Origin of the sequence: Devosia neptuniae, assembly GCF_025452235.1 — a bacterium.
Lineage (GTDB): Bacteria > Pseudomonadota > Alphaproteobacteria > Rhizobiales > Devosiaceae > Devosia.
In genome coordinates, this window is the sequence record NZ_CP104965.1 from 2216212 (window position 1) to 2240462 (window position 24251).

Genomic DNA, 24251 nt, shown 5'->3' on the forward strand with positions numbered 1-24251 from the left:
CCCTCAATAGTCCTTCTCGTAGAACACGCCCATGCTGGTATTGCCGTCCTGCCCGGCAGCACCGGTGACCTTGAGGTCATTGGTGACATCGAGATTAATCGTCACCTTGCTCTGCCCATTCGCCCCGGCCTGCACGCCGAGATAGACATTATCCTGGATATAGGTGCCGGCCTGCACCGCGACATTGCCCGCGTCGTCGGTGACGATGTCGAGATCGTCCAGCCCGGCCGCACTGCGCAGGCTATCGACCAGACCATTGCCGCCACCGCCCATCAGCGAGGCAGCAGCACCGGCCAGCTTGGCCAGTTGCAATGGCGACAGCTCGCTCATGGAGCGTTTGAAGATCAGTTGGCTCAGCACTTCGTCCTGCGGCAGCATGGGTGTCGAGGTGAAGCTGACGGCAATGTCGGAGGCGCGGCCAGAGACGGTGACATAGACGGTGATGCCCTCGCCCTCGGTTTCGGCGACGAAATTGAGGAAGGGGTCGAGATCGCCCACCAGGGTCACTTCCCCGCTCTGGAAGGTGACGCGCTGGCCGAGAATCGCGAGGCGCCCGCGATTGAGCGAGAAAGCGCCGACCGGTTGGATATCGCTGACCGGGCCGGTGAGACGCACCGAGCCACCCACTTCGGCATCGAGCCCGCGGCCACGAATGAAAATCTGGTTGGGCGCGTTGACATTGACATCGAGTACCACGCCGCTGGGACGGGTCTGGGGAATGGGCGCGCCGCGCTCGTCCACCTTGGCGCGGGCCAGGGTCTGTTCCACTGCCGGCGGAGTGCGCACATGCTGCACGTCGATCAGTTCGGCGCCGCCGCCAAAGCTGTCCGGCACGGTGATATTGGCTTCCTCGACCAGCACATCGCCGGACAGCAGCGGCGAGCCGGTGAGATTGCCCGTCAGCGCAAGCTGGCCCGAGGCGGTGGCTACGAACAGATTGCCGTCGGCATAGCGGGCCGAGTTGAGCGCGATGCGTAAGTCGGCCGGGAAGTTTGCGCTGAGGCCAATCGAGCCCGAGGCCGAGACGGAGCCCCCGGTCGACAGATTAGCCGAGAAATTGTTGATGACGGCGCGTTCGCCCGACAGCGCTGCAGACCCCGTAATGCCTTCGAGCCGGGCATTGAGTTCGGGATCGACATAGCCGCCATTACTGATCGAGGCCGTGCCGCCGAACTGGGGCGCCGAAATGGACCCGCTGACCCGGGCGTCGAGATTGGCCGTGCCGCTGAGCTGGCCGCCGCGATCGGCCACGAATTGATTGGCCAGCGCGAGGGGCGCCGAGCCATTGATGGTGAGATTGAGCCCATTGCCCGCCAGCGGGATCGTGCCCGAGCCGGTCAGGGTCAGGCCGCCCGAGCCATTGGCACTGAGCGCCGCCAGGGTGACGGTGTTATTGGCAAAGCTGCCATTGGTGGTGACGCTGAGCGGGGCAATGCCGAATTCGCTGATCGCGGCGGCATTGATGCCCTGCCCCTGCGCCTGGAAGCTGACGCGCGGCGCGCTGCCCGTGCCGCCAATATTGGCGCGGCCATTGAGCGTGCCGGCCAGGCCCAGCTCGGGCATGATGGCATTGGCGATCGAGAGCGGCAGCGCGTTGATATCAACGACGAGGTCGAGCGCTTCGCCGGCCGTACCATTGGCGGTGATGCTGCCCGAGCCGACATTGAAGCGCACCGCATTGAGCGCGACATTGGAGCCGGACACGGAAAGAATTGTGGGCTGCGCCAGCGCCGCGGCGAGCTGGCCCTGCCGAAGTTGCGCGCGGTCCAGCGCCAGCCGGTAGCCTTGATCGATGGGGGTGAGCGAACCCGCCACATCCACATTGGTGCCGGTGGCGAGCGCCGCCTGGGCGTCGAATGCCGTGGTATTGCCGGTCTGGTTGGCCGAGGCGGTCAGCGTATTGATGGTCACCCCGGCCGCAGCAACATTGCTGGCATTGGCCGCGCCATCGATCACCGGCACGCCGAACAGATCAGCGATGGTGGCATTGATATCGGCAGCGCCGACCCGGATGTCATTGACGGCCAGATCGCGCACGTCGCCGCGAATATTGGCGCCTTGCTTGCCATCGGTGGGGGTGAGCTGGATATCCGCATTCACCGCGCCCTTGGCCTCGAGCAGGGCCAGGGCGGCGGCCACCGAAACATCGGGCGCCACCACGCTCAGCCCGCCATCCAGCAAGCTGGTTTTGGCATTGCGGACAATCCCACCAGTGATGCGCGTGCCCGCGGCCTGGAAATCGAGATTGGCGAGGGATTGTTCGGTCTCGGTAACCGCGACGTCACCGGCAAGACTGGTGCGGAAGCCGTCCAGTTCGGCGGCGCCGCTGAGCTGCCCATCGAGCCGATCGACATTGTAGCGGCCGGCAAAACCGATTTTCGCATCACGCAGGTTGCGATCGACCAGGCTGCCGCTGGCGACAGTGGCATCGAGATTGAGATCGATGACGTTGTCCTGCCCCTTGGCGGTCCCCACCACCTTGAGCGGGCCGCTGGCGGCGTCGGACAGTAGGCCCAGATCGCTCAGGTCGAGATTAAAGGTGAAATCGGCCAGGGCATTGGAATAGGTGCCATCGGCCAGCATCTGCACCTGATTGTTGGCGATGCGGAAATTCTCGGCAACCAGGCCCGCCTCAGTGCGCGCGACCCGGCCGGACAGCGCCACCGTGCCGGCCAGCAGGCGGTCGGCCGTTTCGTCGTCGATGGCCAGATTGGTGCCCGAACCATCCAGCGTCAGATCGAATCCGCCGGTCAGCGGCGTCAGCGAGCCGGTCGCCTTCAAATCCAGCGCGCCGTCGAGCTCGCGCCCGGCCAGACCCGAAAAGGGCGAGATGCTGGACGTCTGCAGACCAATATCGCCATTGAATTCGAGGCCATCGAGCTGGCCCTGCAGCGCCGCCGTCAGCGCCTTGCCGACGACGCGGAACTGGGCCAGTTGCACCGGCTGGCCGGCATTCCATAGGCCTGCAATGCCCAGGCCAATGCTGTCGCCCAAAGCCGCCTCGACTTCGTCGCTGGCGGCGATGCCAGCCAGGGTGCCATCGCCATTAAAGGTGAGGCGCCGCGTGGCGGGATCGGACAGGTTGGCAGCGACACCGCCCAGGGTGAGGGCGAGCGTGTCTGCAGCGAAGCCGGGGCTCTGGAAGCCGCCGATGGAGAGATTGGAGCTCCAGTCTTCCGAATTGCCGGCGCCGAAATCAATGTTGAACTGGGCCGATTGCACGTGGGTGGCGCTGCCGGGCACCGGCAGGGTCACCGCCCCGCCAGCGGGATCGGCGACCGTCGCATTGAGCACGAGTTGGCGCAGGAAATTGTCCGGTGTGGTTTCGGCCGAGGCTTCGAGCGCCAATTGGCCGCCCGTGAGCTTGAGCCCGGAAATCGAGAGCCCGCCCGCCGAGCGCACCAGCGCATTGGCGGTCAGCGCGGTTTCGGCCCCGAAGAAGGGCCGGTAAGGCTCGGCCATCAGTGTTGACAGCGGGCCGCGCAAATCGGCCGCAATGGCAAAGCCCTCGGGCTGCTGGGTGACCGTCGCGACACCCGACAGTGCGGTTTGTTGATTGGCCTGCAGCACCAGTTCGGTGCGCAAATCGGCCACCGGGCCGGCGCCCTTGAGCGACAGGTTCATCGCCGGGCGGTTTTCGATATTGAGCAGGTTGGCGATCACGCCATCGGCGGGCTCGACCAATGCCAGGCCCAGATCGACGGAATTGTCGGCCTTTTTGTAGTCGACGTCGAGATCGAGCGTGCCGCCGGGGCCGTCGAGGCGCACAATATCGAGATTGGTGGTGAGATTGCCGCCCTCAAGCGTAAAGGCGCCGTTGAGCGAGATTTCCGAACCCAGCCCGAACACGCCTTCGCCAAAGGTGACCTTGGGAATAGCCAATTCCTGCAGCACCACCGCAACGGGAAATTCGGGGATTTGCAGCGAACCGGCCTCGGCCGGGGGCAGGTCGGCGCCTTCGGTGGGCACGGCATTGCGCAGATATTCGATGGAATCGGCCTTGAGCGACTGCACATCGAGCTTGCCCAGGAACAGGGCCGCCTGGTTCCAGGTCAGCGTGGCATTGTTGACGCGCAGCCACACGCCCTCTGCGTCCGAAATGGTGATTTCGCGCACCGAGACATTGGAGCCCAGCACGCCATCGATATTGGAGAGGCTGATCTGCCGCTCGGGCGTCGAGAGGCGGTCCTGCACGAAGCTGGTGAGCCAATCCTTCTGCTGCTGATCGCTCATCGTCAGCACATCCTGCGCGACGATAGCGGCGGGCACGCCCAGCCCGCACAGCACAAGGCCAGTGGCCAGCAGGCGGCGGTGATGCATGGTGAGCCGGGCCATCAGAACGACTGCCCTATGCCGACATAGATGGCGTAATCGGGATCGCCCGAGCGCTTGTTGAGCGGCACGGCGACGTCGAGCCGCAGGGGCCCCAGGCCCGTGTAATAGCGCACGCCGACGCCGGCGCCGAGGCGCAGGTCGTCGAGCTCGGGGAAGGTGTCGGCCGCGACATAGCCGCCATCGAGGAACCCGACCACGCCGATGTCGCTCGTAACCTTGGCGCGGGCTTCGAGCGAGCCTTCGAGCAGATAGCGCCCGCCGGTGACATTGCCCAGCCCATCATCGACGCCGATGGATTTGAAGGCATAGCCGCGCACCGAGCCGCCGCCGCCGGCAAAGAACAGCTTGTCGGGCGGGATTTCGCTCAGGTCCGGCCCGACCAGCGCCCCGGCCTTGAAGCGGCCGGCCAGCACGAAGGGGTCTTCCTCGCCAAAGCCGAAATAGGTGCGGCCCTCCACGGTGATCTGGGCGGCGGGGTTTTCGTAGTTGAATTCGTAGAAGGGCTCAAGATTGGCCTTGAGATACCAGCCGCTGGTGGGATCGACCTTGTCGTCGCGGAAATCCAGCGTCGCGCCGGCATAGATGCCCGCCGTGGTGAAGTCGCGGGTGCCGAACACATCGTCTTCGAATTGGCTGCGTTCCAGCGTGGCGCCGCCTTCGAAGGTGATCTGGTCGGAGAAGAAATGGGTCAGCCCCAGCCGGCCATTGGCCGAGGTTTCCATATAGGTGGGGTAAATGGTGCGTTCGGCCGAAATGGCAGCGACGAGGTCGGTATCGGGCGTGAGGAAGCCCGGCTTGGTGAAAGTGCCGCCAAACATATAGTCGAATTCTTCGGTATCGAGCGGCCAGGCAATGCTGGCGACGCGGGCATCGAGCCGCAGCCGCTCGGCCTGGCCGAACAGATTGCGCCACAGATGAAAACCTTCGACGCCCAGCCCATCGACGGTGGAATAGGTGGCGCCGACACCAAAGCGGCGTCCGGCGGATTCCTGCACGAACAGATTGTAAGGTAATAGGCCATCGGCACCGATGGCTTGCGCCGCTTCCAGCCGCGCGGCCTGGAATACGTCGAGCCGGTCGAGGCGCTTTTGCGCCAGCGCCAATTCGTCCGGATCATATTCCTCGCCCACCGTCAGCCCGGTCTGGCGGCGGACGAATTCGGGGTCCATTCGTTCGGTGCCCGAAACACTGACCTCGCCAAAGGCGGCTTTCATGCCCGGATTGACGGTAATGGTGACGTCCACACTGCTGCTGGCGTGATCGGCCACCACATCGCGGGTGACCACGGCGGCCTTGGCATAGCCCTGCTGCCGCCAGGCTTCGAGCGCCAGCTGTTCGGCCTTGAGGACCACGCTGGATTTGGCGATCTCGCCGCTGCCGAAACCGCGTGAGGACGGCATGTCGACATGGTCGAACGGGTCGCTGGTGGGCGGGGCCTGATTGACGATATTGACACTGTTGAAGCGGAATAGCGGCCCGGGCGTCACGAGGATCGCGACATCGACCGGCTTGGGCAGTTTGGTGTCCGGCGCCAGGTTTGCGGCCTCGGCGCCGCCAACGCGAATGCTGACGGTGCCGCCATAATAGCCCTCGTTGTAGAGGGCGGCGATGATGCGCTTGTAATCGCCGCGCGCCTTGGCGAGCAGCCCCGCCGCGCCTGAAGCCGGCTCGTTCTGGTCGGCGACGAGTGCCGAGGCATTGCGCACGGCATTTTCCGGCACGCCGGTTTCCGTAACGGAAAGATTGACCTTATAGGGCTGCGGGTCGGCGATCACCGCGTCGGCGTCGCTCTGGTTCTCGAACAGCTTGATCCCGAAAATCTCGAATGCAGCAGCCGGCGCCACCGCAAGGCCCAGGCCGGTCGCAGCAAGCAAGATGGCGCTAAAACTCGTTACCAAACGCGCGATATGCAGTGGACCAATTCCCGTCCGTTACGCTTCTACCAAGAAGGACAGAAGCCGATATTGCCCTCAGGGACCAAAAGATTCGGTTAAACCCGATCCCGGCCCCACCCTCCGACGCTGCAGGCGGTCATTTCGTGGCCAGTTTAGGGCGCCATGAAGGCATAGGGCAAGGTTTGGGGAAAATTGTTCTCAATTCCGTGAACAAGCGTGGCCAATGGGCAACGGGTGGGAAGGGGCACGACCGAGTGGTTCGATAATCTCTCCATGAGGTCACTGCGATCGTGTTCCCCCACGGTGTCATTCCCGCGAAAGCGGGAACCTCTGTTTTTCTTCCTGCATCGTCAACGGAGATTCCCGCTTTCGCGGGAATGACACGGTAGGGGGTGGGACCATCGCGGTCACCAAACGCCAAGAACTACTGCCCCACCTTCGCCGCCTTGGCTTCGTCATACCACCAGATCGAGGGAAATCCCGACGAAAATTCGGGCAGATTTTCGGGGCGGCTGAAGCGATCCCAGCGGGCCGAGCGGGTGTTGCGCAGGCCATAGCTGGGGACGATATTGTGCTGCGCCAGCAGCACCCGGTCGAGCGCCTTGGTCGCGGCTTCCAGCGTTTCCCGATCATCGGCATAGATGATCTTGTCGATCAGCGCGTCGACGCCGGGATCGGCAATGCCGGCATAATTCTGCGAACCCGGTTCGTCCTTGCTGGTCGAGCCGAAAAAGAAGCGCTGCTCATTGCCGGGGGAGAAGGTTTGGCCCCACCCAGAATAGATCACGTCGTAATCGAAGCTGCGCAGGCGATTGATATATTGTGGGCTATCGACGGTGCGCAGGGTCGCGGCGATGCCGATCTGGTTGAGATTGGTGACGAGGTTGGTGGCGACCGGCTCGTTGGTCGGGCCGTTGAGTAGAATCTCGAAGCTGAGTTGGGTGCCGTTGGCATCGACCAGGCGATTGCCCTCCAGCGTATAGCCGGCCTCCTGCAGCAAGCCCAATGCGGTACGCAGATTGGCGCGCAGCTTGCTCGCGTCGCCGCTGACCGGGTTGGTATAGGGCTCGGTGAAAACGCGCTGTGGAATCTTGTCGCCCAGCGATTGCAGGATTTCCAGCTCCTCGCCTTCCGGCAGGCCCGACGAGGCGAAAGGCAGGCCGTAGAAGTAACTGTTGAGGCGCTGGTATTGCCCGTAGAACAGCGTCTTGCTCAGTTCCTCGAAGTCGAAGGCATAATTGAGCGCTTCGCGCACCCGTTCATCCTGGAAAATGGCGCGGCGCTGGTTGGGAATGTAGCCGACGATATAGCCGTTGCTATTGTAGTCCTGCGGGAACAATTCCTGCACGACGCGACCATCCTTGACGGCGGGGAAATCATAGGCCGTGGCCCAGCGGCGCGCGGTGTTTTCCATCCACCAATCGAACTGATCGCCCTTGAAGGCCTCGAAAGCCACATTGAGATCGAGGAAATATTCGACGCGGTATTCATCGAAATTATTGGTGCCGATCTGGGTCGGGTGGTCCTTGCCCCAATAGTTCTCGACCCGCTTATAGGTGACGGTGCGGCCGGCGTCGAAACTGGCCAGTTCATAGGGCCCCGAGCCCAGCGGCGGCTCCAGCGTCGACGCGCCGATGTCGCGTTTCTTGCCCTTGGCGTCGGTGCCCTCCCACCAATGCTGGGGCAGCACCATGAGCTGGCCTAAAATCTTGGGCAGTTCGCGATTGCCCGGCTGGTCGAAGGTGAAGGTGACCTCCCCGGGCGCGGTTTCGGCAACGCCGGTGACATTGTGATAATATTGGGCGCGGTCGGGATTGAGTTCCACCAGCTTGTTGAACGACCAGATGACGTCGCTGACCTTGACCGGTTCGCCATCATGCCATTTCGCATCGGGATTCATGCGGAAGGTGACCGAGGAATAATCGGCGGGAAATTTCATCGCCTCGGCCAAAAGGCCATAATCGGTCAACACCTCGTCCAGGGATGGGGTCATCAGCGTTTCGTAGAGCAGGCCGACGCCACCCGCGACCTCGCCCTTGGGCAGGATGGGGTTGAACGTATCAAAGCTGCCCATCGCGCTCATCCGCACCGTGCCACCCTTGGGGGCATCGACATTGACATAGTCGAAATGGGTGAAGCCCTCGGGATATTTCGGCTCGCCAATGGCAGAACTCCCATGCAGCCAGGTGTCGGGCTTGTCGGCCTGGGCGAAGGCCGACAGGGTGGAGACCAGGACGAGGCCGGTGGCAAGGATTGAGGTGAGCTTCATCGGGCGGCTCCAGGCTATTTTGCAGATTTGCGACAAGACTAGGCGGATTGGGGCGGAGGCGACAGGGGGCGTGGCATCAAGATTTTGCGGGCGCCACGGCAGGCACGTCCCCCTCGAACGCCGCGGCCAGCAGGGCCTTGGTATAGCCGTCTTGTGGATTGGCAAAGATTTCGGCCGCTGGACCCCGTTCGACCACGCGGCCATTGCGCAGCACGATGATGGTATTGGCGAGCGCGCGGACCACTTTGAGATCGTGGCTGATAAACAGATAAGTCAGCCCGTGCCGGATCTGCAGATCGCGCAGCAGATCGACTACCTGAGCTTGAATCGAGACATCAAGGGCTGAAGTGGGCTCGTCCAGCACGACGAATTTTGGATTGAGCACCATGGCGCGGGCAATGGCGATGCGCTGGCGCTGCCCGCCGGAAAATTCGTGCGGATAGCGCAGGCCCGCTTCGCTGGGCAGGCCCACCTCGTCCAGCGCTTTGGCGACGCGGGCATCGCGCTCGGCGGCGGAAAGGCGCGGCGCATGGACCTTGAGACCCTCCCCGATAATATCGGCGACCGACATGCGGGGGCTGAGCGAGCCGAAGGGGTCCTGAAAGACGATCTGCATATCGGCGCGCAGCGGCCGCATGGCCTTCCACGAGCGCGAGGAGACATCATTGCCGAGCACGACAATGCGCCCCTGCGAGGAAATGAGCCGCAGGATGGCATTGCCCAGCGTCGACTTACCCGAGCCGCTTTCCCCGACAATGCCGAGCGTTTCGCCCTGGCGGATGGCCAGATCGACGCCGTCCACGGCTTTGACATGGCCGATTGTACGGCGCAGCAGGCCGCGCTTGATCGGGAACCAGACCCTAAGATCGGTTGCCTCCACAATATTAGGGGCATTCGCATCGGTCAGCGGCGGCGCGCCGCGCGGCTGGGCGGCGAGCAGATGCCTGGTATAGGCGTGCTGGGGATTGTCGAACACCGAGGCGACCGGCCCGGTTTCCACAATCTCGCCCTTGGTCATGACACAGACGCGGTCGGCAATGCGGCGGACAATGCCCAGATCGTGGGTGATGAACAGCATGGCCATGCCCAGCCGCTGTTGCAACTCCTTGAGCAAAGTAAGAATCTGCGCCTGCACGGTCACGTCGAGCGCGGTGGTGGGTTCGTCCGCCACCAGCAGGTCCGGCTCATTGGCCAGTGCCATGGCGATCATTACCCGCTGCCGCTGCCCACCCGAAAGCTGGTGCGGGAACGCCGCAAGCCGGCTTTTCGGATCCGGAATGCCGACAGCGTCGAGCAGTTCCAGCGTGCGGGCGCGCGCAGCATTGGCGCGCAGGCCCTGATGAATGGCCAAAACCTCCCCAATCTGACGCTCGATAGTGTGCACCGGATTAAGGCTCGTCATCGGCTCCTGAAAGATCATCGAAATGTCATTGCCGCGCACGGCCCGCAGCTCATTTGGCTTGGCGGTGACAAGGTTCTGGCCCTTGAACAGGATCTCGCCGGTCAGGGTCGCACTGGGCGGCAGGAGTTTGAGGACCGAAAGGGCGGTGACCGACTTGCCGGAGCCGCTCTCGCCCACCAGCGCCACGGTCTCGCCCGGCGCGATATCAAGGCTGACATTGCGTGCGGCCGCATTGGCGCCGAAGGCCACGTTGAGGTTGCGGATGGAGAGTAGCGGGGCTGTCATGCCAGCGTCTTCCGCGGATCGAAGGCGTCGCGCACGGCCTCGCCGATGAAGACCAGCAGGGTCATCATGATGGCGATGGTGAAAAAGCCGGTGAGGCCGAGCCAGGGCGCCTGCAAATTATCCTTGCCCTGGGCCAGCAGCTCGCCCAGCGAGGGGGAGCCGGGGGGCAGGCCGAAGCCGAGGAAATCGAGCGAGGTGAGGGTGGCGACCGAGCCCGAGAGAATGAAGGGCATGAAGGTGAGCGTGGCCACCATGGCGTTGGGCAGCAAATGCCGCCAGATGATGGTGAGGTTGGACACGCCCAGCGCGCGGGCAGCGGCGATATATTCGAAATTGCGGGCGCGCAGGAATTCGGCGCGGACAATGCCGACCAAAGCGACCCAGGAAAACAGCAGCAATATCCCCAGCAGCACCCAGAAGCTGGGAGTGATGACGCTCGAAATGATCAGCAGCAGATAGAGCGCGGGGATAGCCGTCCAGATTTCGATGAAGCGTTGGAACAACAAATCGGTCCAGCCGCCGAAATAGCCTTGCACCGCACCGGCAGCGACGCCGATGACCGACGAAGCGATGGTCAGCGCCAGGCCGAACAGGATGGAAATGCGGAAGCCATAGATGAGGCGGGCCAGCACGTCGCGGCCGCGATCATCGGTGCCCAGCCAATGCAGATTGCCCCAGTGGCAATTGGGGTCCGCGGCCTGGGCGGGATAGCCGGCACAGTTTTCCGCCTGGCTCATGGTCCAGGCCGGCGCGACAGCGCCCGAATGGGGCAGGAAGCCATCGACGGTCTGGTAATTGAAGCGGATGGGCGGCCAGATGGCCCAGCCATTGGCGGCGATGTCTTCGGCGATGAAATCGTCGCGATAATTGGTGATGGCGAGGAAGCCGCCGAATTTGGATTCGGGATAATCGACCAGCGCCGGCACCAGCAATTCGCCCTTGTAGGAGACCAGGATCGGCCGGTCGTTAGCGATGAATTCGGCGCCGAGCGTCACGATGAACAGCACGAGGAAAATCCACAGCGACCAGAAGCCCCGGCGATTGGCGCGGAAATTGGCGAGGCGCCGGCGGTTGATCGGCGAGAGCCGTGTGCGCACGGGAAGAGCCGCGATCTCGCTCATAGTTCGCGGCTTTCGAAATCGATGCGCGGATCGACCCACATATAGGCGAGGTCCGAAATCAGCGCGATGACGAGGCCCAGCAGGGAGAAGATGTAGAGCGTGGCAAAGACCACCGGATAATCGCGATTGGCGACGGAGGTAAAGCCGAGCAGGCCCAGCCCGTCGAGTGAGAAAATGGTTTCGATCAGCAGCGAGCCGCCAAAGAAGGCCCCGACAAAAGCGCCGGGAAAGCTGGCAATAATCAGCATCATGGCGTTGCGGAAAACGTGGCGATAGAGCACCTGGCCTTCGGTGAGGCCCTTGGCGCGGGCGGTGGTGACATATTGCTTGCCGATCTCGTCGAGGAACGAGTTCTTGGTCAAAAGCGTCGTGGTGGCAAAGGCACCCAATGCCATGGCGATGATGGGCAGCACCAGATGCCAGAGATAGTCGAGCACCTGCCGCCACAGCGGAAAGCTGTCAAAGCCGGGCGAGGTGAGCCCCCGCAGCGGGAATAATGACCAGAAGCTCCCCCCAGCAAACAGCACGACCAGCGCGATAGCGACGAGAAAACCAGGCACCGCATAGCCCACGATGATCACCGTGGAGGTCCACACGTCAAAACGCGAGCCATCGGAGACGGCTTTGCGGATGCCCAGCGGAATGGAAATGCCGTAGGAAATCAGCGTCATCCAGAGGCCGAGCGAGATGGAAACCGGCATCTTTTCCTTGATCAGGTCGATGACCGAGATATCGCGGTAATAGCTCTCGCCGAAATCGAAGCGGAGATAATTCCACAGCATCATGCCGAAGCGCTCGAGCGGGGGCTTGTCGAAGCCGAACTGCTTTTCGATGCGCTCGACCAATTCGGGCGACAGGCCCCGCGAGCCGCGATAGGCCGTTCCCTGGCCCTGCTGGGGCGGCGCGGCCATGTCGCCACCGCCGCCGGTGACGCGTTCGGTAAGCGAGGCGTTTTGGCCCGATATATTGGCCAGCGCCTGTTCGACCGGGCCGCCGGGGGCGAACTGGGTGATGAGAAAGGAAACCGCCATGATGCCGAACACGGTCGGGATCATCAGCAACAGGCGGCGGAGTATATAGGCGCCCATTCGGTCTCCGGGATATCCGGGCAGGTCTGCCCGGAGCCTTGCTCATGCAAAACTAGATGCTGGTAGGCCCCTTCGGGCAAATCACCAACCGGTGAAGCGGTTTGCGCCAGTGCAACATTTTGACGACGGCTTGGCAAGCGCGGCCGGGCTTGCCAAGCGGCTGCTTTGCCCGTCAGGATCAGCGCCAACCAGATCGGGGAGCCTCATGGCGTTTCAGACTATCGTTGAGATCGAAGATCCCTCGCAGGCGCGGGTGCTGGTGGTGGCGCTCAAGGCGCATGGCTTTCATCCGCTCGAAGGCGGGGAGGGCGGATTGCCGGGCGTACGTGGGCTGTTCGGCCCCAAGGGCGTGCCGGTGCAGGTACCCGATGAAGAGGCCGAGGATGCAACTGTTTTGGCGCTCGATCTGTTGAAGCAAATGCAATCGGATGCGGGCTAAAGCCAAGTCCTTGCGAGGACGGTGGATTTGTCGGAAAACAGGTGGCGCGTTTTATCGCGGCGCTCTAAATCGGCCACATTGATGCGGACTGGTCCGAATGCGGGCGGGCTGTTGAACACAATTGCCGGGTTGGTTATAAGCCAGCCAAGCTGTTAACCTTTATTAAGCCCTTGGGCAGGAGCGAACCTATGATGGTTTGGAAGCGTGGATCGTTCACCGCCGCTGGAGTTGCGGCAATGGCGCTACTGGTCGCCGGCTGCACGACAAGTGGCTCCAACACAGCCAATCTCAATACGATCGGCGCGCCCCAGCAATTGCAGCCGGTGCAGAATTCGACGGTGTCCCAGGGCACCCTGCCGGCGATCGGCGCGACCGGCACCCCGGCGCCGGGCCTCTCCGGCCAGCCCGTGCTGGGTGGCGTTCCCGCCCAGACCGCTGCGGTAAACCCCGGCATGATCAATCCCAGCTATGGCACCGCGCCCAGCACACTGAACCCATCGGCCAATCCGGGTGGCTCGATCGTTTCGCTCGATCCGCTGGCCCAGCCCGGCGCCAGCGGCATGAGCGCTGGCCCCGAAGGCGCCTGGACCGTGGTGGCCGGCTCGACCCAGTGCCAGCTCAATCTGCCGCTCACCACCAAGACCGGCACCAATTATTACCGCGCCTCCGCGCCCGGTTGCAGCCTGCCCGCTCTGGCTTCGGTCGGCGGCTGGCAGCAGGTGGGCAGCCAGCTCCAGCTCTATGATGAGAACGGCAATATCACCGCCTTCCTCGCCCCCAATGGCGGCCGCTATATTGGGACCATGGGCGGCGGTCAGCCCATCGCCCTCCAGCGCTAATTATTTGGGTGATGCCGGTCTGCAAGCTGCCACGGGCTGAGCCAGTTTAGGGTCGAGAATTTCGAGAGTCCCGATCTGGTCCCCTCCCCCTTGAGGGGAGGGCTAGGGTGGGGGTGTCGAGGCTCCCGCGAACGCCATGCTGGTTTATAGTCCGACACCCCACCCTCAATCCCTCCCCTCAAGGGGGAGGGAGGCGGACCGGGGCTCTCCGCCTACCAGAAAAGCTGATTGTCGATTGACCCCAGTGTCGTCCAAATCCCGCAAAACCCCCACCCTCCAAGGCCCCGTCAGTGCTGCCTATGCAGACCTGGCGGCGCGGGGGGCGTTGTCAGCCGATCCGGCGCAGCTGGAGGCGGCGGAACTGCTCGATGGGGTGGCGGCGGGGCTCCTGGCGGAAAAGCCCAAGGGCTTGCTGGGGCGGCTGTTTGACAAGCCTGAGCCGGTCAAGGGGCTCTATCTCTATGGCGAGGTGGGCCGGGGCAAGACCATGTTGATGGATTTGTTCTTTGCCGCCGTGCCGCTCAAGCAGAAGCGGCGGGTGCATTTCCATGAATTCATGGATGAAATCCATGCTGGCATCGCCGCCTTCCGCAAGTCGCCCAAAAGCAAAAGCGATGATGCCGATCCGGTTGAGGCGGTGGTGAAGCCGATCGTCAAATCCGGCCTGCGTCTGCTGTGCCTCGACGAATTCCACGTGCATGACATTACCAATGCCATGCTGCTCTATCGCCTGTTCGATAAGCTGTTTGCCAATGGCGTGACGCTGGTGGCGACGTCGAATGTCATGCCGGATGACCTCTACAAGGACGGCCTCAACCGGCAGTTGTTTTTGCCCTTTATCGACCTGCTCAAGCGGCAGGTGACGGTCGCGGCTTTGCCGGCGGCGCGCGATTACCGGCGGCTCAAATTCGCCGGCCAGCATGTCTATGCCTTTGGCACTGGGCCGGAGGCAAAGGCGGCGATGGACCAGCTCTGGCTGCGCATCACCGGCGGCGTTGCCGGCGAACCCGGCATCGTGGAAAGCATCGGGCGGGAAATCCCCGTGCCGCTCACGGCCATGGGTGCGGCGCGGTTCGGCTTTGCCGACCTGTGCGAAAAGCCGCTGGGCTCGCGCGATTTCGTGCGCATCGCCCATCATTTCGATTCCATCATCATCGATGGCGTGCCGCAGATGGACCGCACCAAATCCAGTGCAGCCAAGCGCTTTATCCTGCTGATCGACAATCTCTACGATCGCGGCGTCAAACTGGGCGCCAGCTTCGCCGTGCCGCTCGAGCAATTGGGCAAGGACGACAAGACGGCCTTCGAGTTCCAACGCACCGTGTCGCGGCTCGATGAGATGCAGTCGGAGGAATATCTGGGCAAGGCGCTAAGGGACGCATCAAGCACCGAACCTTCCCTCGCCCCTTGAGGGAGAGGGACGACAATTCTGCGTTCAGCAGAATTGGCAGGGTGAGGGGTGCTGCGTTCTCCCATGCTTGGATCGAGGCTGTTCTCACCGTGTCATCCCCGCCGTGGGGGTGAGGTCGCGGATGAAAGTCACGATACTCCCGCCCCCACCGGTTTTCCCTCGGGCTTGACCCGAGGGCCTCCCTCAGCCCTGCACAAACGACGAGTGGCCCTCGGGTCAAGCCCGAGGGAGAACGGTGGTTGCGGATGCCCCGCGCGACCCAAAAACCTTCCTTGCCCATCCGGCACGACCCCATCGCCCATGAGCAAGGCTCAAATCTGCGTTTAGACGAAGGGTTCACTTGCCCCTCAAAGCCCAGGGGGTTAAGAGGTGCGCCAATTCAACGCAGTCTGGGATGAGGACTAATGGCGCGCAAGAAAATCGCTCTTATCGGCTCGGGTCAGATCGGTGGTACGCTGGCTCTGCTGGCGGCGCAGAAGGAGCTGGGGGACGTTGTGCTGTTCGACGTGGTCGACGGCGTCGGCCCCGGCAAGGCGCTCGATATCGCCCAGTCTGCGCCCGCACAGGGCTTTGACGTCAAGCTGGCCGGTACCAGCGAATACAAGGACATCGCTGGCGCTGATGTGGTGATCGTCACCGCCGGCGTGCCGCGCAAGCCCGGCATGAGCCGCGACGACCTGCTCGAAATCAACCTGAAGGTGATGGAGCAGGTGGGCGCGGGCATTGCAAAATATGCCAAGGACGCCTTCGTCATCTGCATCACCAACCCGCTCGATGCGATGGTTTGGGCGCTGCAGAAGTTCTCCGGCCTGCCCACCAATAAGGTGATCGGCATGGCTGGCGTGCTGGACAGCTCGCGCTTCGTGCACTTCATCGCCGAAGAGCTCAATGTGTCGGTCGAGGACGTCAATGCCTTCGTGCTGGGCGGCCATGGCGACACGATGGTGCCGCTGGCCCGCTATTCGACCGTTGCCGGCATTCCGCTGACCGACATCGTCAAGATGGGCTGGATGAGCAAGGAAAAGCTCGACTCCATCACCCAGCGCACCCGCGATGGTGGCGCCGAGATCGTCGGCCTGCTCAAGACCGGTTCGGCCTTCTATGCCCCGGCAGCTTCGGCCATTGCGATGGCTGAGAGCTATCTCAAGGACAAGAAGCGCGTGCTGCCCTCCGCCGCCTATCTCAATGGCGAATATGGCATCAAGGGCACTTATGTCGGCGTGCCGGTGGTGATCGGTGCCGGTGGCGCTGAAAAGGTCATCGAAATTTCACTGAACTCTGCTGAACAGAAGGCCTTCACCAAATCGGTTGGTGCGGTGGAAGGTCTGATCGAAGCGTGCAAGAAGATCGCTCCGAAGCTCGCCTAATCAACAACGTCATCCCCGCGCAAGCGGGGACCTCCGTTTCTGGTGTCTAAAACATAGGTTCCCGCTTTGTCGGGAATGGCCCGGTGGTGTAACCGGGGTGGCGCCAGACCAGATTTGCCCATCCAAGGGGAACACGAATGAACATCCATGAACACCAGGCCAAAGAGCTGCTGAAGTCCTACGGCGCGCCGGTCGCTGCAGGCGTGGCGATCTTTTCGGCTGACGAAGCCGAGGCTGCTGCCAAGTCGCTGCCGGGTCCGCTCTATGTGGTCAAGAGCCAGATCCATGCCGGCGGGCGCGGCAAGGGCAAGTTCAAGGAACTGGGCCCCGATGCCAAGGGCGGCGTGCGCCTCGCCAAGACCATCGACGATGTCGTGGCCTTCTCCAAGGAAATGCTGGGCAATACGCTGGTGACCAAGCAGACCGGTGACGCCGGCAAGCAGGTCAATCGTCTCTATATCGAAGACGGCGCGGACATTGCCCGCGAACTCTACACCTCGCTGCTGGTCGATCGCACCACCGGTCGCGTCTCCTTCGTGATCTCCACCGAAGGCGGCATGGATATCGAAGCGGTGGCGCATGATACGCCCGAAAAGATCGTCGCCGTCGATATCGACCCGACGACCGGCGTGACCGAAGCCAACATCGCCGAGATCGTTGCGACGCTCAAGCTCGATGGCGACGCCAAGGCGGATGCCGCTAAGCTGTTCCCGATCCTCTACAAGGCCTTTGTCGACACCGACATGAGCCTGCTCGAAGTCAACCCGCTGATCGTGATGACCGATGGCCATCTGCGCGTGCTCGACGCCAAGGTGAGCTTCGACAACAATGCGGCGTTCCGTCACGAAGAGCTCAAGGCCCTGCGCGACCTCTCCGAGGAAGACGCCAAGGAAATCGAAGCCAGCAAGTTCGACCTCGCCTATGTGGCTCTCGACGGCAATATCGGCTGCATGGTCAATGGCGCGGGCCTTGCCATGTCCACCATGGACATCATCAAGCTCTATGGCGCGGAGCCAGCAAACTTCCTCGACGTTGGTGGCGGTGCTTCCAAGGAGAAGGTGACGGCAGCGTTCAAGATCATCACGGCCGATCCGGCGGTGAAGGGCATTCTGGTCAACATTTTCGGCGGCATCATGCGCTGCGACGTGATCGCCGAAGGCGTGATCGCTGCGGTCAAGGAAGTGGGCCTGCAGGTTCCGCTGGTGGTTCGCCTCGAAGGCACCAATGTGAAGGAAGGCAAGGCCATCCTCAACGAGTCGGGTCTGAACGTGATTTCGGCCGACGATCTTGACGATGCCGCCCAGAAGATCGTCAAGGCGGTGCAGGGCTAGCGCCATGCGCTGGTGTCCCGCCCTTTTGCTCCTCTTGGCCTGTGCGACGCCCGCCGTCGCCCAGGGCAAGACCAAGGTGCCCCAATCGGTGCAGGTCCTCGAAGTCTGCGAGGCCTTCGCGACCGATAACGTGCTGGCGCGCGAAAACGCCGAAGAGCAGGGCTGGACCATTTATGAAGAGGACGGCGAAAGTCCCTATGTCCGGTTCTATTCGGGCGAAAAGGATGTGCCCGGCATTGGCTATGCCGAAATGACCGTGCTGGTCGAGGGCTATCCCGGCAAGATTTTTGGCTATTGCCGGGTCGACGTCTCCGAGCCGACCGGGGATGCCGTTGCCGAGATCGAGCCCATCGACGCACTCGAGCGTTATGACGGCATGACGACCAAGAATGACGACGGCATGTTCGGCAGCTTTACCGGCGCGGACGACCCCGACACCCTGCTGCTGGCCCATCACAGCGAGACCAGCTTCGTCATCCAGCTGACGGTCATCAAGCCCCAGACAGACGCAGTTGTGCCATGAGCGTACCCCGCAAGATCAATCTGGTGCAGGCCGCCACCCACACGATCAAGCATGTCTGGCAGCCCCATATTGCCGGCGATATCAACGACAGCCAGGTCAAGATCGCCAAGTTTGGCGAGGTGTTTGACTGGCATGCCCATGCCAATGAGGACGAGGGTTTTCTCGTGCTCCAAGGCCGTATCGCCATCGACTTCCGCGACGGGGTAGTGGAATTGGGCGAGGGGGAATTCCTCGTCGTGCCCAAAGCCGTCGAACATCGTCCGCGGGCGCTGACCCATGAGCCGATCGTGCTCATGGTCGAGCCATCCACCACCATCAACACCGGCACTGCGACATCGAGTACGCGCACTGTCACCGAACTCAACCGACTATAGGAAAATCCATGTCCATCCTGGTCAATAAAGATACCAAGGTTCTCGTACAGGGCCTGACCGGCAAGACCGGCACGTTCCACACCGAGCAGGCTTTGGCCTATTACGGCACCAAGATGGTGGGTGGGGTTAATCCCAAAAAGGCCGGCGAAATCTGGACCTCGGGCATTGATGGCTCGGCCAGCCTGCCGGTGTTCGCCACCGTTGCCGAAGGCAAGGAACGCACCGGCGCCAATGCCTCGGTGATCTATGTGCCGCCGGCCGGCGCCGCTGCTGCCATCGAGGAAGCCATCGACGCGGAAATCCCGCTGATCGTGTGCATCACCGAAGGCGTGCCGGTGCTCGACATGGTGCGGGTCAAGGCCAAGCTCGACAAGTCCAAGTCACGCCTGATCGGGCCGAACTGCCCGGGCGTGCTGACGCCCGAAGAATGCAAGATCGGCATCATGCCCGGTTCGATCTTCTCCAAGGGCAGCGTGGGCATTGTTTCGCGCTCAGGCACGCTTACTTATGAAGCAGTGTTCCAGACCACCAATGAAGGCCTTGGCCAGACCACCGCCGTCGGCATCGGCGGCGACCCGGTCAAGGGCACCGAGTTCATCGACATGCTCGAAATGTTCCTGGCTGACGAAGCGACCAAGTCGATCATCATGATCGGCGAAATCGGCGGTTCGGCCGAGGAAGACGCCGCCCAATTCCTGATCGACGAGGCCAAGCGCGGCCGCAAGAAGCCGATGGCCGGCTTCATCGCGGGCCTGACGGCACCGGCCGGTCGCACCATGGGCCATGCTGGCGCCGTAATTTCAGGCGGTAAGGGCGGCGCCGAAGACAAGATCGCGGCGATGGAAGCCGCCGGCATCCGCGTCAGCAAGTCGCCGGCCCGGATTGGCCGGACCTTGGCTGAAGTGCTGAAGGGCTAGCATCGGAGCACCCCCTCCTAGCCTCCCCCTGATAGGGGGAGGGACAGGCCGGTGGGTGGCTGCGATGGGGGGAAGCCCCGATGCAATCCCTCCCCCTATCAGGGGGAGGCTAGGAGGGGGTATCCCCTCCACGAATGCGACCAATGTCGGTCGCGCTTCGGACACAGAATGGTGCTAGCCGTTGCTGGGTTCGGATGACGAAATATTGAGCCGCGGCCCTGCTCAGGGGTCGTTACACTTAACAGGATACTAAGGATAAGCGGTCAGTATCCGACACGAAATTGAGGACCGCGTTGAGACCGGCTTGCCGGTTCGTTGAGAAGGATGGCGGGGCGTGGGCCTCGCGACAAAAAGCGATGACACGACAGGAAAAGAACGACACGTTCTTGCTGACCTCGTTCCTCTATGGTGGGAACGCCGACTACATCGAACAACTCTATTCCCGCTTCAAGAGCGACCCCGACAGCGTCGATGAGACCTGGAAGAGCTTTTTCGGGCGGCTCGATGATAATGACAGCGACGCGCATAAGAGCGCCGACGGCCCGAGCTGGGGTCGCAAGGACTGGCCGCAGAGCGCCAATGGCGAACTGGTCAGCGCGCTGGACGGCAATTGGGGCGAAGTCGCCATCAAGACCGAAAAGGCCATCGCCAAAAAGGCTGAGGCCATGGGCGTGGCCAAGGCAAGCGTCGCCGATGTGCTGCAGGCCACCCGCGATTCCATCCGCGCTATCATGATGATCCGCGCCTATCGCATGCGCGGGCATCTGCATGCCGATCTCGACCCGCTCAAGATGAAGGAAGACGAGCCGGCGCCCGAGCTCGATCCCAAGAGCTACGGCTTCACCGAAGCCGATTACGGCCGCAAGATCTTCATCGACAATTATCTGGGTCTGGAATACGCCACCATTCCCGAAATGCTGACGATCCTGGAGCGCACCTATTGCGGCACGCTCGGCATCGAATTCATGCATATCTCCGATCCCGAAGCCAAGCAGTGGATTCAGGAACGCATCGAGGGTCCGGACAAGGAAATCACCTTCACGCCCGAGGGCAAGAAGGCCATCCTTAACAAGCTGGTCGAGGCCGAGGGCTTCGAGAAGTTCATCGACGTCAAGTATACCGGCACCAAGCGCTTCGGCCTTGATGGTTCGGAAGCCACGATCCCGGCGCTCGAGCAGATCATCAAGCGCGGCGGCGCGCTGGGCATCAAGGACATCGTGTTGGGCATGGCCCACCGCGGTCGCCTCAACGTGCTGACGCAGGTGCTGCAGAAGCCCCATCGCGCGCTGTTCCACGAATTCAAGGGTGGTGCATTCTACCCTGACGACGTCGAGGGTTCGGGCGACGTGAAGTACCATCTGGGTGCCTCGTCCGACCGCGACTTCGACGGCAACAAGGTGCACCTGTCGCTGACGGCCAACCCGTCTCACCTCGAGATCGTCGATCCGGTGGTGCTGGGCAAGGCCCGCGCCAAGCAGGACCAGCATATCGCGCCCGATGGCAAGCTGATCAATATCGCGACGGACGGCAAGCCCGACCGCTCGATGGTGCTGCCGCTGCTGATCCATGGCGATGCGGCTTTTGCCGGCCAAGGCGTGGTTGCTGAATGCCTGGGGCTGAGCGGCCTCAAGGGCCATCGCACGGGCGGCTCGATCCACTTCGTCATCAACAACCAGATCGGGTTCACGACGGCGCCGATGTATTCGCGCTCCTCGCCCTATCCGACCGATGTCGCCAAGATGATCGAGGCGCCGGTGCTGCATGTGAACGGGGATGACCCGGAAGCTGTGGTCTTTGCCGCCAAGATCGCTGTCGAATACCGGCAGAAGTTTGCCAAGCCTGTCGTCATCGACATGTTCTGCTATCGCCGCTTCGGCCATAACGAAGGCGACGAGCCCAGCTTCACCCAGCCGCTGATGTATTCCAAGATCCGCGCGCATAAGTCGACGCTGGATATCTATGCGGCCAAGCTGGTGGGCGAAGGCCTGCTGACCCAGGCTGATGTGGACAAGCTCAAGGCCGATTGGCGCGCCAAGCTGGACGCCGAATACGAGGCCGGCCAGGATTATCGCCCCAACAAGGCCGACTGGCTCGATGGCGTGTGGAAGGATTTCCGCCCCGCCGACCAGGAAGGTCCGCGCCGTGGCGATACCGGCGTCGAGATCGACCGGCTGGTCAAGATCGGCACCGCGCTGACCCGCGTGCCCGAGGGCTTCAACGTGCACCGCACGGTCAAGAAGTTCATGGACAACCGGCTCGCCGCCATTGAATCGGGCGAAGGCATCGATTGGGCAACGGCCGAAGCGCTGGCGCTCGGCACGCTGGTCACCGAAGGGCATCCGGTGCGTCTGTCGGGGCAGGATGTCGAGCGCGGCACGTTCAGCCAACGGCATTCGGTGCTGAACGACCAGCAGGTCGACAACAAGACCTATACTCCGCTCAATAACCTGGCCGAAGACCAGAGCCGTTACGAGGTCATCAATTCGATGCTCTCGGAAGAAGCGGTGCTGGGCTTTGAATACGGTTACTCGCTGGCCGAGCCTAAGGCGCTGACCATCTGGGAAGCCCAGTTTGGTGACTTCGTCAACGGCGCGCAGGTGGTGATCGACCAGTTCATCTCCTCGGGTGAGCGCAAGTGGTTCCGCATGTCGGGCCTCGTGATGCTGTTGCCGCATGGCTATGAAGGGCAGGGGCCGGAGCATTCCTCCGCGCGTCCCGAGCGCTTCCTGCAGCTCTGCGCGGAAGACAATATGCAGGTTGCCAACTGCACGACGCCGGCGAACTATTTCCACGCCCTGCGCCGCCAGGTGACCCGCGACTTCCGCAAGCCGCTGATCCTGATGACGCCCAAGAGCTTGCTGCGCCACAAGCGTGCTACCTCGGGCCTGGTCGAAATGGGTCCGGATTCCTGCTTCCATCGCCTGCTCTGGGACGATGCGGAAGCCCCCGGCGCGCCCAAGACCTCGATCAAGCTCAAGAGCGACGAGCAGATCCGCCGCGTCGTGCTATGCACCGGCAAGGTCTATTATGACCTCTTGGAAGATCGCGAGAAGAAGGGCATCGACGATGTCTATCTGCTGCGCATCGAACAGCTCTATCCGTTCCCGGCCAAGGCGCTGCTGGACGAATTGAGCCGCTTCCAGAATGCCGAGATCATCTGGTGCCAGGAAGAGCCCAAGAATATGGGTGCCTGGGCCTTCATCCAGCCCTATGTGGAATGGGTGTTCGACCAGATGGGCCGTACCGGCCAGCGCGTGCGCTACACCGGTCGCCCGGCTTCCGCCTCCACTGCTACGGGTCTGATGCGGACCCATCTTGCCCAATTGCAGGCCTTCCTCGACGAAGCCCTTGGCAGCTAAAAGGACACAATAATGTCGACAGAAATCCGCGTACCGACCCTGGGCGAAAGCGTGACCGAGGCCACGATCGGCCAGTGGTTCAAGCAGGTTGGCGACAGCGTTGCCGCCGACGAACCATTGGTCGAGCTGGAAACCGACAAGGTCACCATCGAAGTGCCGGCGCCCGCTGCCGGCGTGCTCGAAGCCATTTCCGCCCAGCCGGGCGAGACGGTGGATGTGGGCGCGCTGCTGGGCGCCATCGGTGGGGCCGGGGCGGTTGTTACGCCCAAGCCGGCCGAGGCTGCCAAGCCCGCTGAAGCCAAGGCCGAAGTGCCAGCCGCCAATGCGGCCGGTCCCGAGCCGGTCAAGCCGGAACCTGCGGTCGCGACCAGCATGCCGCCCGCCCCCTCCGCGCAGAAGCTGATCAACGAGAAGGGCCTCAACGGCTCCGAGATCGATGGTTCGGGCAAGCGCGGCCAGGTGCTCAAGGAAGACGTGCTGGCTGCCATCGCCAAGCCTGCTGCTGCGCCTGCGGCCAAGGCTGTCGAAGCCAAGGCTCCGGCTGCGCCCCGCGCCCCGGTTGCAGCTGACGATGCGGCCAAGGAAGAGCGGATCAAGATGACCCGCCTGCGCCAGACCATTGCGCGCCGTCTCAAGGATGCACAGAACACTGCCGCCATGCTCACCACCTTCAACGAGGTGGACATGAAGCCGGTGATGGACCTGCGCAATTCCTACAAGGAGCTGTTCGAGAAGAAGCATGGCGTCAAGCTGGGCTTCATGGGCTTCTTCACCAAGGCCGTCGTGCATGCGCTCAAGGAAATCCCGGCGGTCAATGCCGAGATCGATGGCGATGACCTGATCTACAAGAACTACGCCCATATCGGCGTCGCCGTCGGCACCGACAAGGGTCTGGTCGTGCCGGTGGTGCGCAATGCCGACCAGATGAGCATCGCCGAGATCGAGAAGGAAATCGGCAATCTGGGCAAGAAGGCTCGCGATGGTCAGCTCTCGATGGCAGACATGCAGGGCGGCACCTTCACCATCTCCAATGGTGGCGTCTACGGCTCGCTGATGTCGACACCTATCCTCAATGCCCCCCAGTCGGGTATTCTGGGGATGCACAAGATCCAGGAGCGTCCGGTTGTCGTTGGCGGCCAGGTCGTCATCCGCCCGATGATGTATCTGGCGCTGTCCTATGATCACCGCGTGGTCGATGGCAAGGAAGCCGTGACCTTCCTCGTGCGCGTCAAGGAAAGCCTTGAGGCACCCGAGCGTCTGGTGCTCGACCTCTAATCGCCTTATTGAAATGCAGAT

At 62.6% G+C, this 24251-nt stretch carries 16 protein-coding genes; 10 read left to right on the forward strand and 6 right to left on the reverse strand.

Annotated features, from left to right (window positions below):
- Positions 1-3: 3 nt before the first annotated feature.
- The 6 genes from N8A98_RS13670 to N8A98_RS13695 form a co-directional block, all read right to left on the reverse strand.
- Positions 4-4335, reverse strand: coding sequence for a translocation/assembly module TamB domain-containing protein (locus N8A98_RS13670; RefSeq protein WP_262166102.1), 4332 nt, complete (start codon positions 4333-4335; stop codon positions 4-6).
- A complete protein-coding gene (locus N8A98_RS13675) occupies positions 4335-6209 on the reverse strand; it encodes an autotransporter assembly complex protein TamA (RefSeq protein ID WP_449240165.1) in 1875 nt (624 codons plus the stop codon). Before N8A98_RS13675 ends, N8A98_RS13670 begins: the two co-directional genes overlap by 1 nt.
- A 445-nt stretch (positions 6210-6654) precedes the next feature.
- Positions 6655-8499 carry an extracellular solute-binding protein gene (locus N8A98_RS13680; protein WP_262166104.1) on the reverse strand — a complete coding sequence of 615 codons (1845 nt, stop codon included), beginning with the start codon at positions 8497-8499 and terminating at the stop codon, positions 6655-6657.
- A gap of 76 nt (positions 8500-8575) precedes the next feature.
- Positions 8576-10186, reverse strand: a complete 1611-nt coding sequence (locus N8A98_RS13685) for an ABC transporter ATP-binding protein (RefSeq protein WP_262166105.1) — start codon at positions 10184-10186, stop codon at positions 8576-8578.
- Positions 10183-11307: an ABC transporter permease gene (locus tag N8A98_RS13690; RefSeq protein WP_262166107.1), complete on the reverse strand. Its 1125-nt coding sequence runs from the start codon at positions 11305-11307 to the stop codon at positions 10183-10185. The genes N8A98_RS13685 and N8A98_RS13690 overlap by 4 nt, the downstream gene beginning before the upstream one ends.
- Positions 11304-12395 (reverse strand): microcin C ABC transporter permease YejB, encoded by a 1092-nt coding sequence (locus tag N8A98_RS13695; RefSeq protein WP_262166108.1) that lies wholly within the window; start codon positions 12393-12395, stop codon positions 11304-11306. The genes N8A98_RS13690 and N8A98_RS13695 overlap by 4 nt, the downstream gene beginning before the upstream one ends.
- A 205-nt stretch (positions 12396-12600) precedes the next feature.
- Here N8A98_RS13695 and N8A98_RS13700 point away from each other — a divergent pair, with 205 nt between their 5' ends.
- From N8A98_RS13700 to odhB, 10 genes are all read left to right on the forward strand, one after another.
- Entirely contained in the window at positions 12601-12834 is a 234-nt protein-coding gene (locus N8A98_RS13700; RefSeq protein WP_113120215.1) for a hypothetical protein, read from the forward strand.
- 188 nt (positions 12835-13022) lie between these two features.
- On the forward strand, positions 13023-13673 hold the full coding sequence (locus tag N8A98_RS13705; protein ID WP_262166111.1) for an AprI/Inh family metalloprotease inhibitor: 651 nt from the start codon (positions 13023-13025) through the stop codon (positions 13671-13673).
- 244 nt (positions 13674-13917) lie between these two features.
- On the forward strand, positions 13918-15084 hold the full coding sequence (gene zapE / locus N8A98_RS13710; RefSeq protein ID WP_262166113.1) for a cell division protein ZapE: 1167 nt from the start codon (positions 13918-13920) through the stop codon (positions 15082-15084).
- A gap of 404 nt (positions 15085-15488) precedes the next feature.
- Complete coding sequence (gene mdh, locus N8A98_RS13715) at positions 15489-16451, forward strand: malate dehydrogenase (protein WP_113124141.1); 963 nt, start codon at positions 15489-15491, stop codon at positions 16449-16451.
- A gap of 137 nt (positions 16452-16588) precedes the next feature.
- Entirely contained in the window at positions 16589-17782 is a 1194-nt protein-coding gene (gene sucC / locus N8A98_RS13720; RefSeq protein WP_262166115.1) for an ADP-forming succinate--CoA ligase subunit beta, read from the forward strand.
- Between the two features lie 4 nt (positions 17783-17786).
- Positions 17787-18305, forward strand: a complete 519-nt coding sequence (locus tag N8A98_RS13725) for a hypothetical protein (protein WP_262166117.1) — start codon at positions 17787-17789, stop codon at positions 18303-18305.
- On the forward strand, positions 18302-18679 hold the full coding sequence (locus N8A98_RS13730) for a cupin domain-containing protein (protein ID WP_262166118.1): 378 nt from the start codon (positions 18302-18304) through the stop codon (positions 18677-18679). The genes N8A98_RS13725 and N8A98_RS13730 overlap by 4 nt, the downstream gene beginning before the upstream one ends.
- A gap of 8 nt (positions 18680-18687) precedes the next feature.
- The gene (gene sucD / locus N8A98_RS13735) at positions 18688-19596 is read left to right on the forward strand and encodes a succinate--CoA ligase subunit alpha (RefSeq protein WP_262166120.1); all 909 of its coding nucleotides are present in this window, start codon (positions 18688-18690) and stop codon (positions 19594-19596) included.
- A 356-nt stretch (positions 19597-19952) separates the two neighbouring features.
- Positions 19953-22955, forward strand: coding sequence for a 2-oxoglutarate dehydrogenase E1 component (locus N8A98_RS13740; RefSeq protein WP_113121423.1), 3003 nt, complete (start codon positions 19953-19955; stop codon positions 22953-22955).
- 12 nt (positions 22956-22967) lie between these two features.
- Positions 22968-24230, forward strand: coding sequence for a 2-oxoglutarate dehydrogenase complex dihydrolipoyllysine-residue succinyltransferase (odhB, locus tag N8A98_RS13745; RefSeq protein WP_262166123.1), 1263 nt, complete (start codon positions 22968-22970; stop codon positions 24228-24230).
- The last annotated feature ends 21 nt before the right edge of the window (positions 24231-24251 follow it).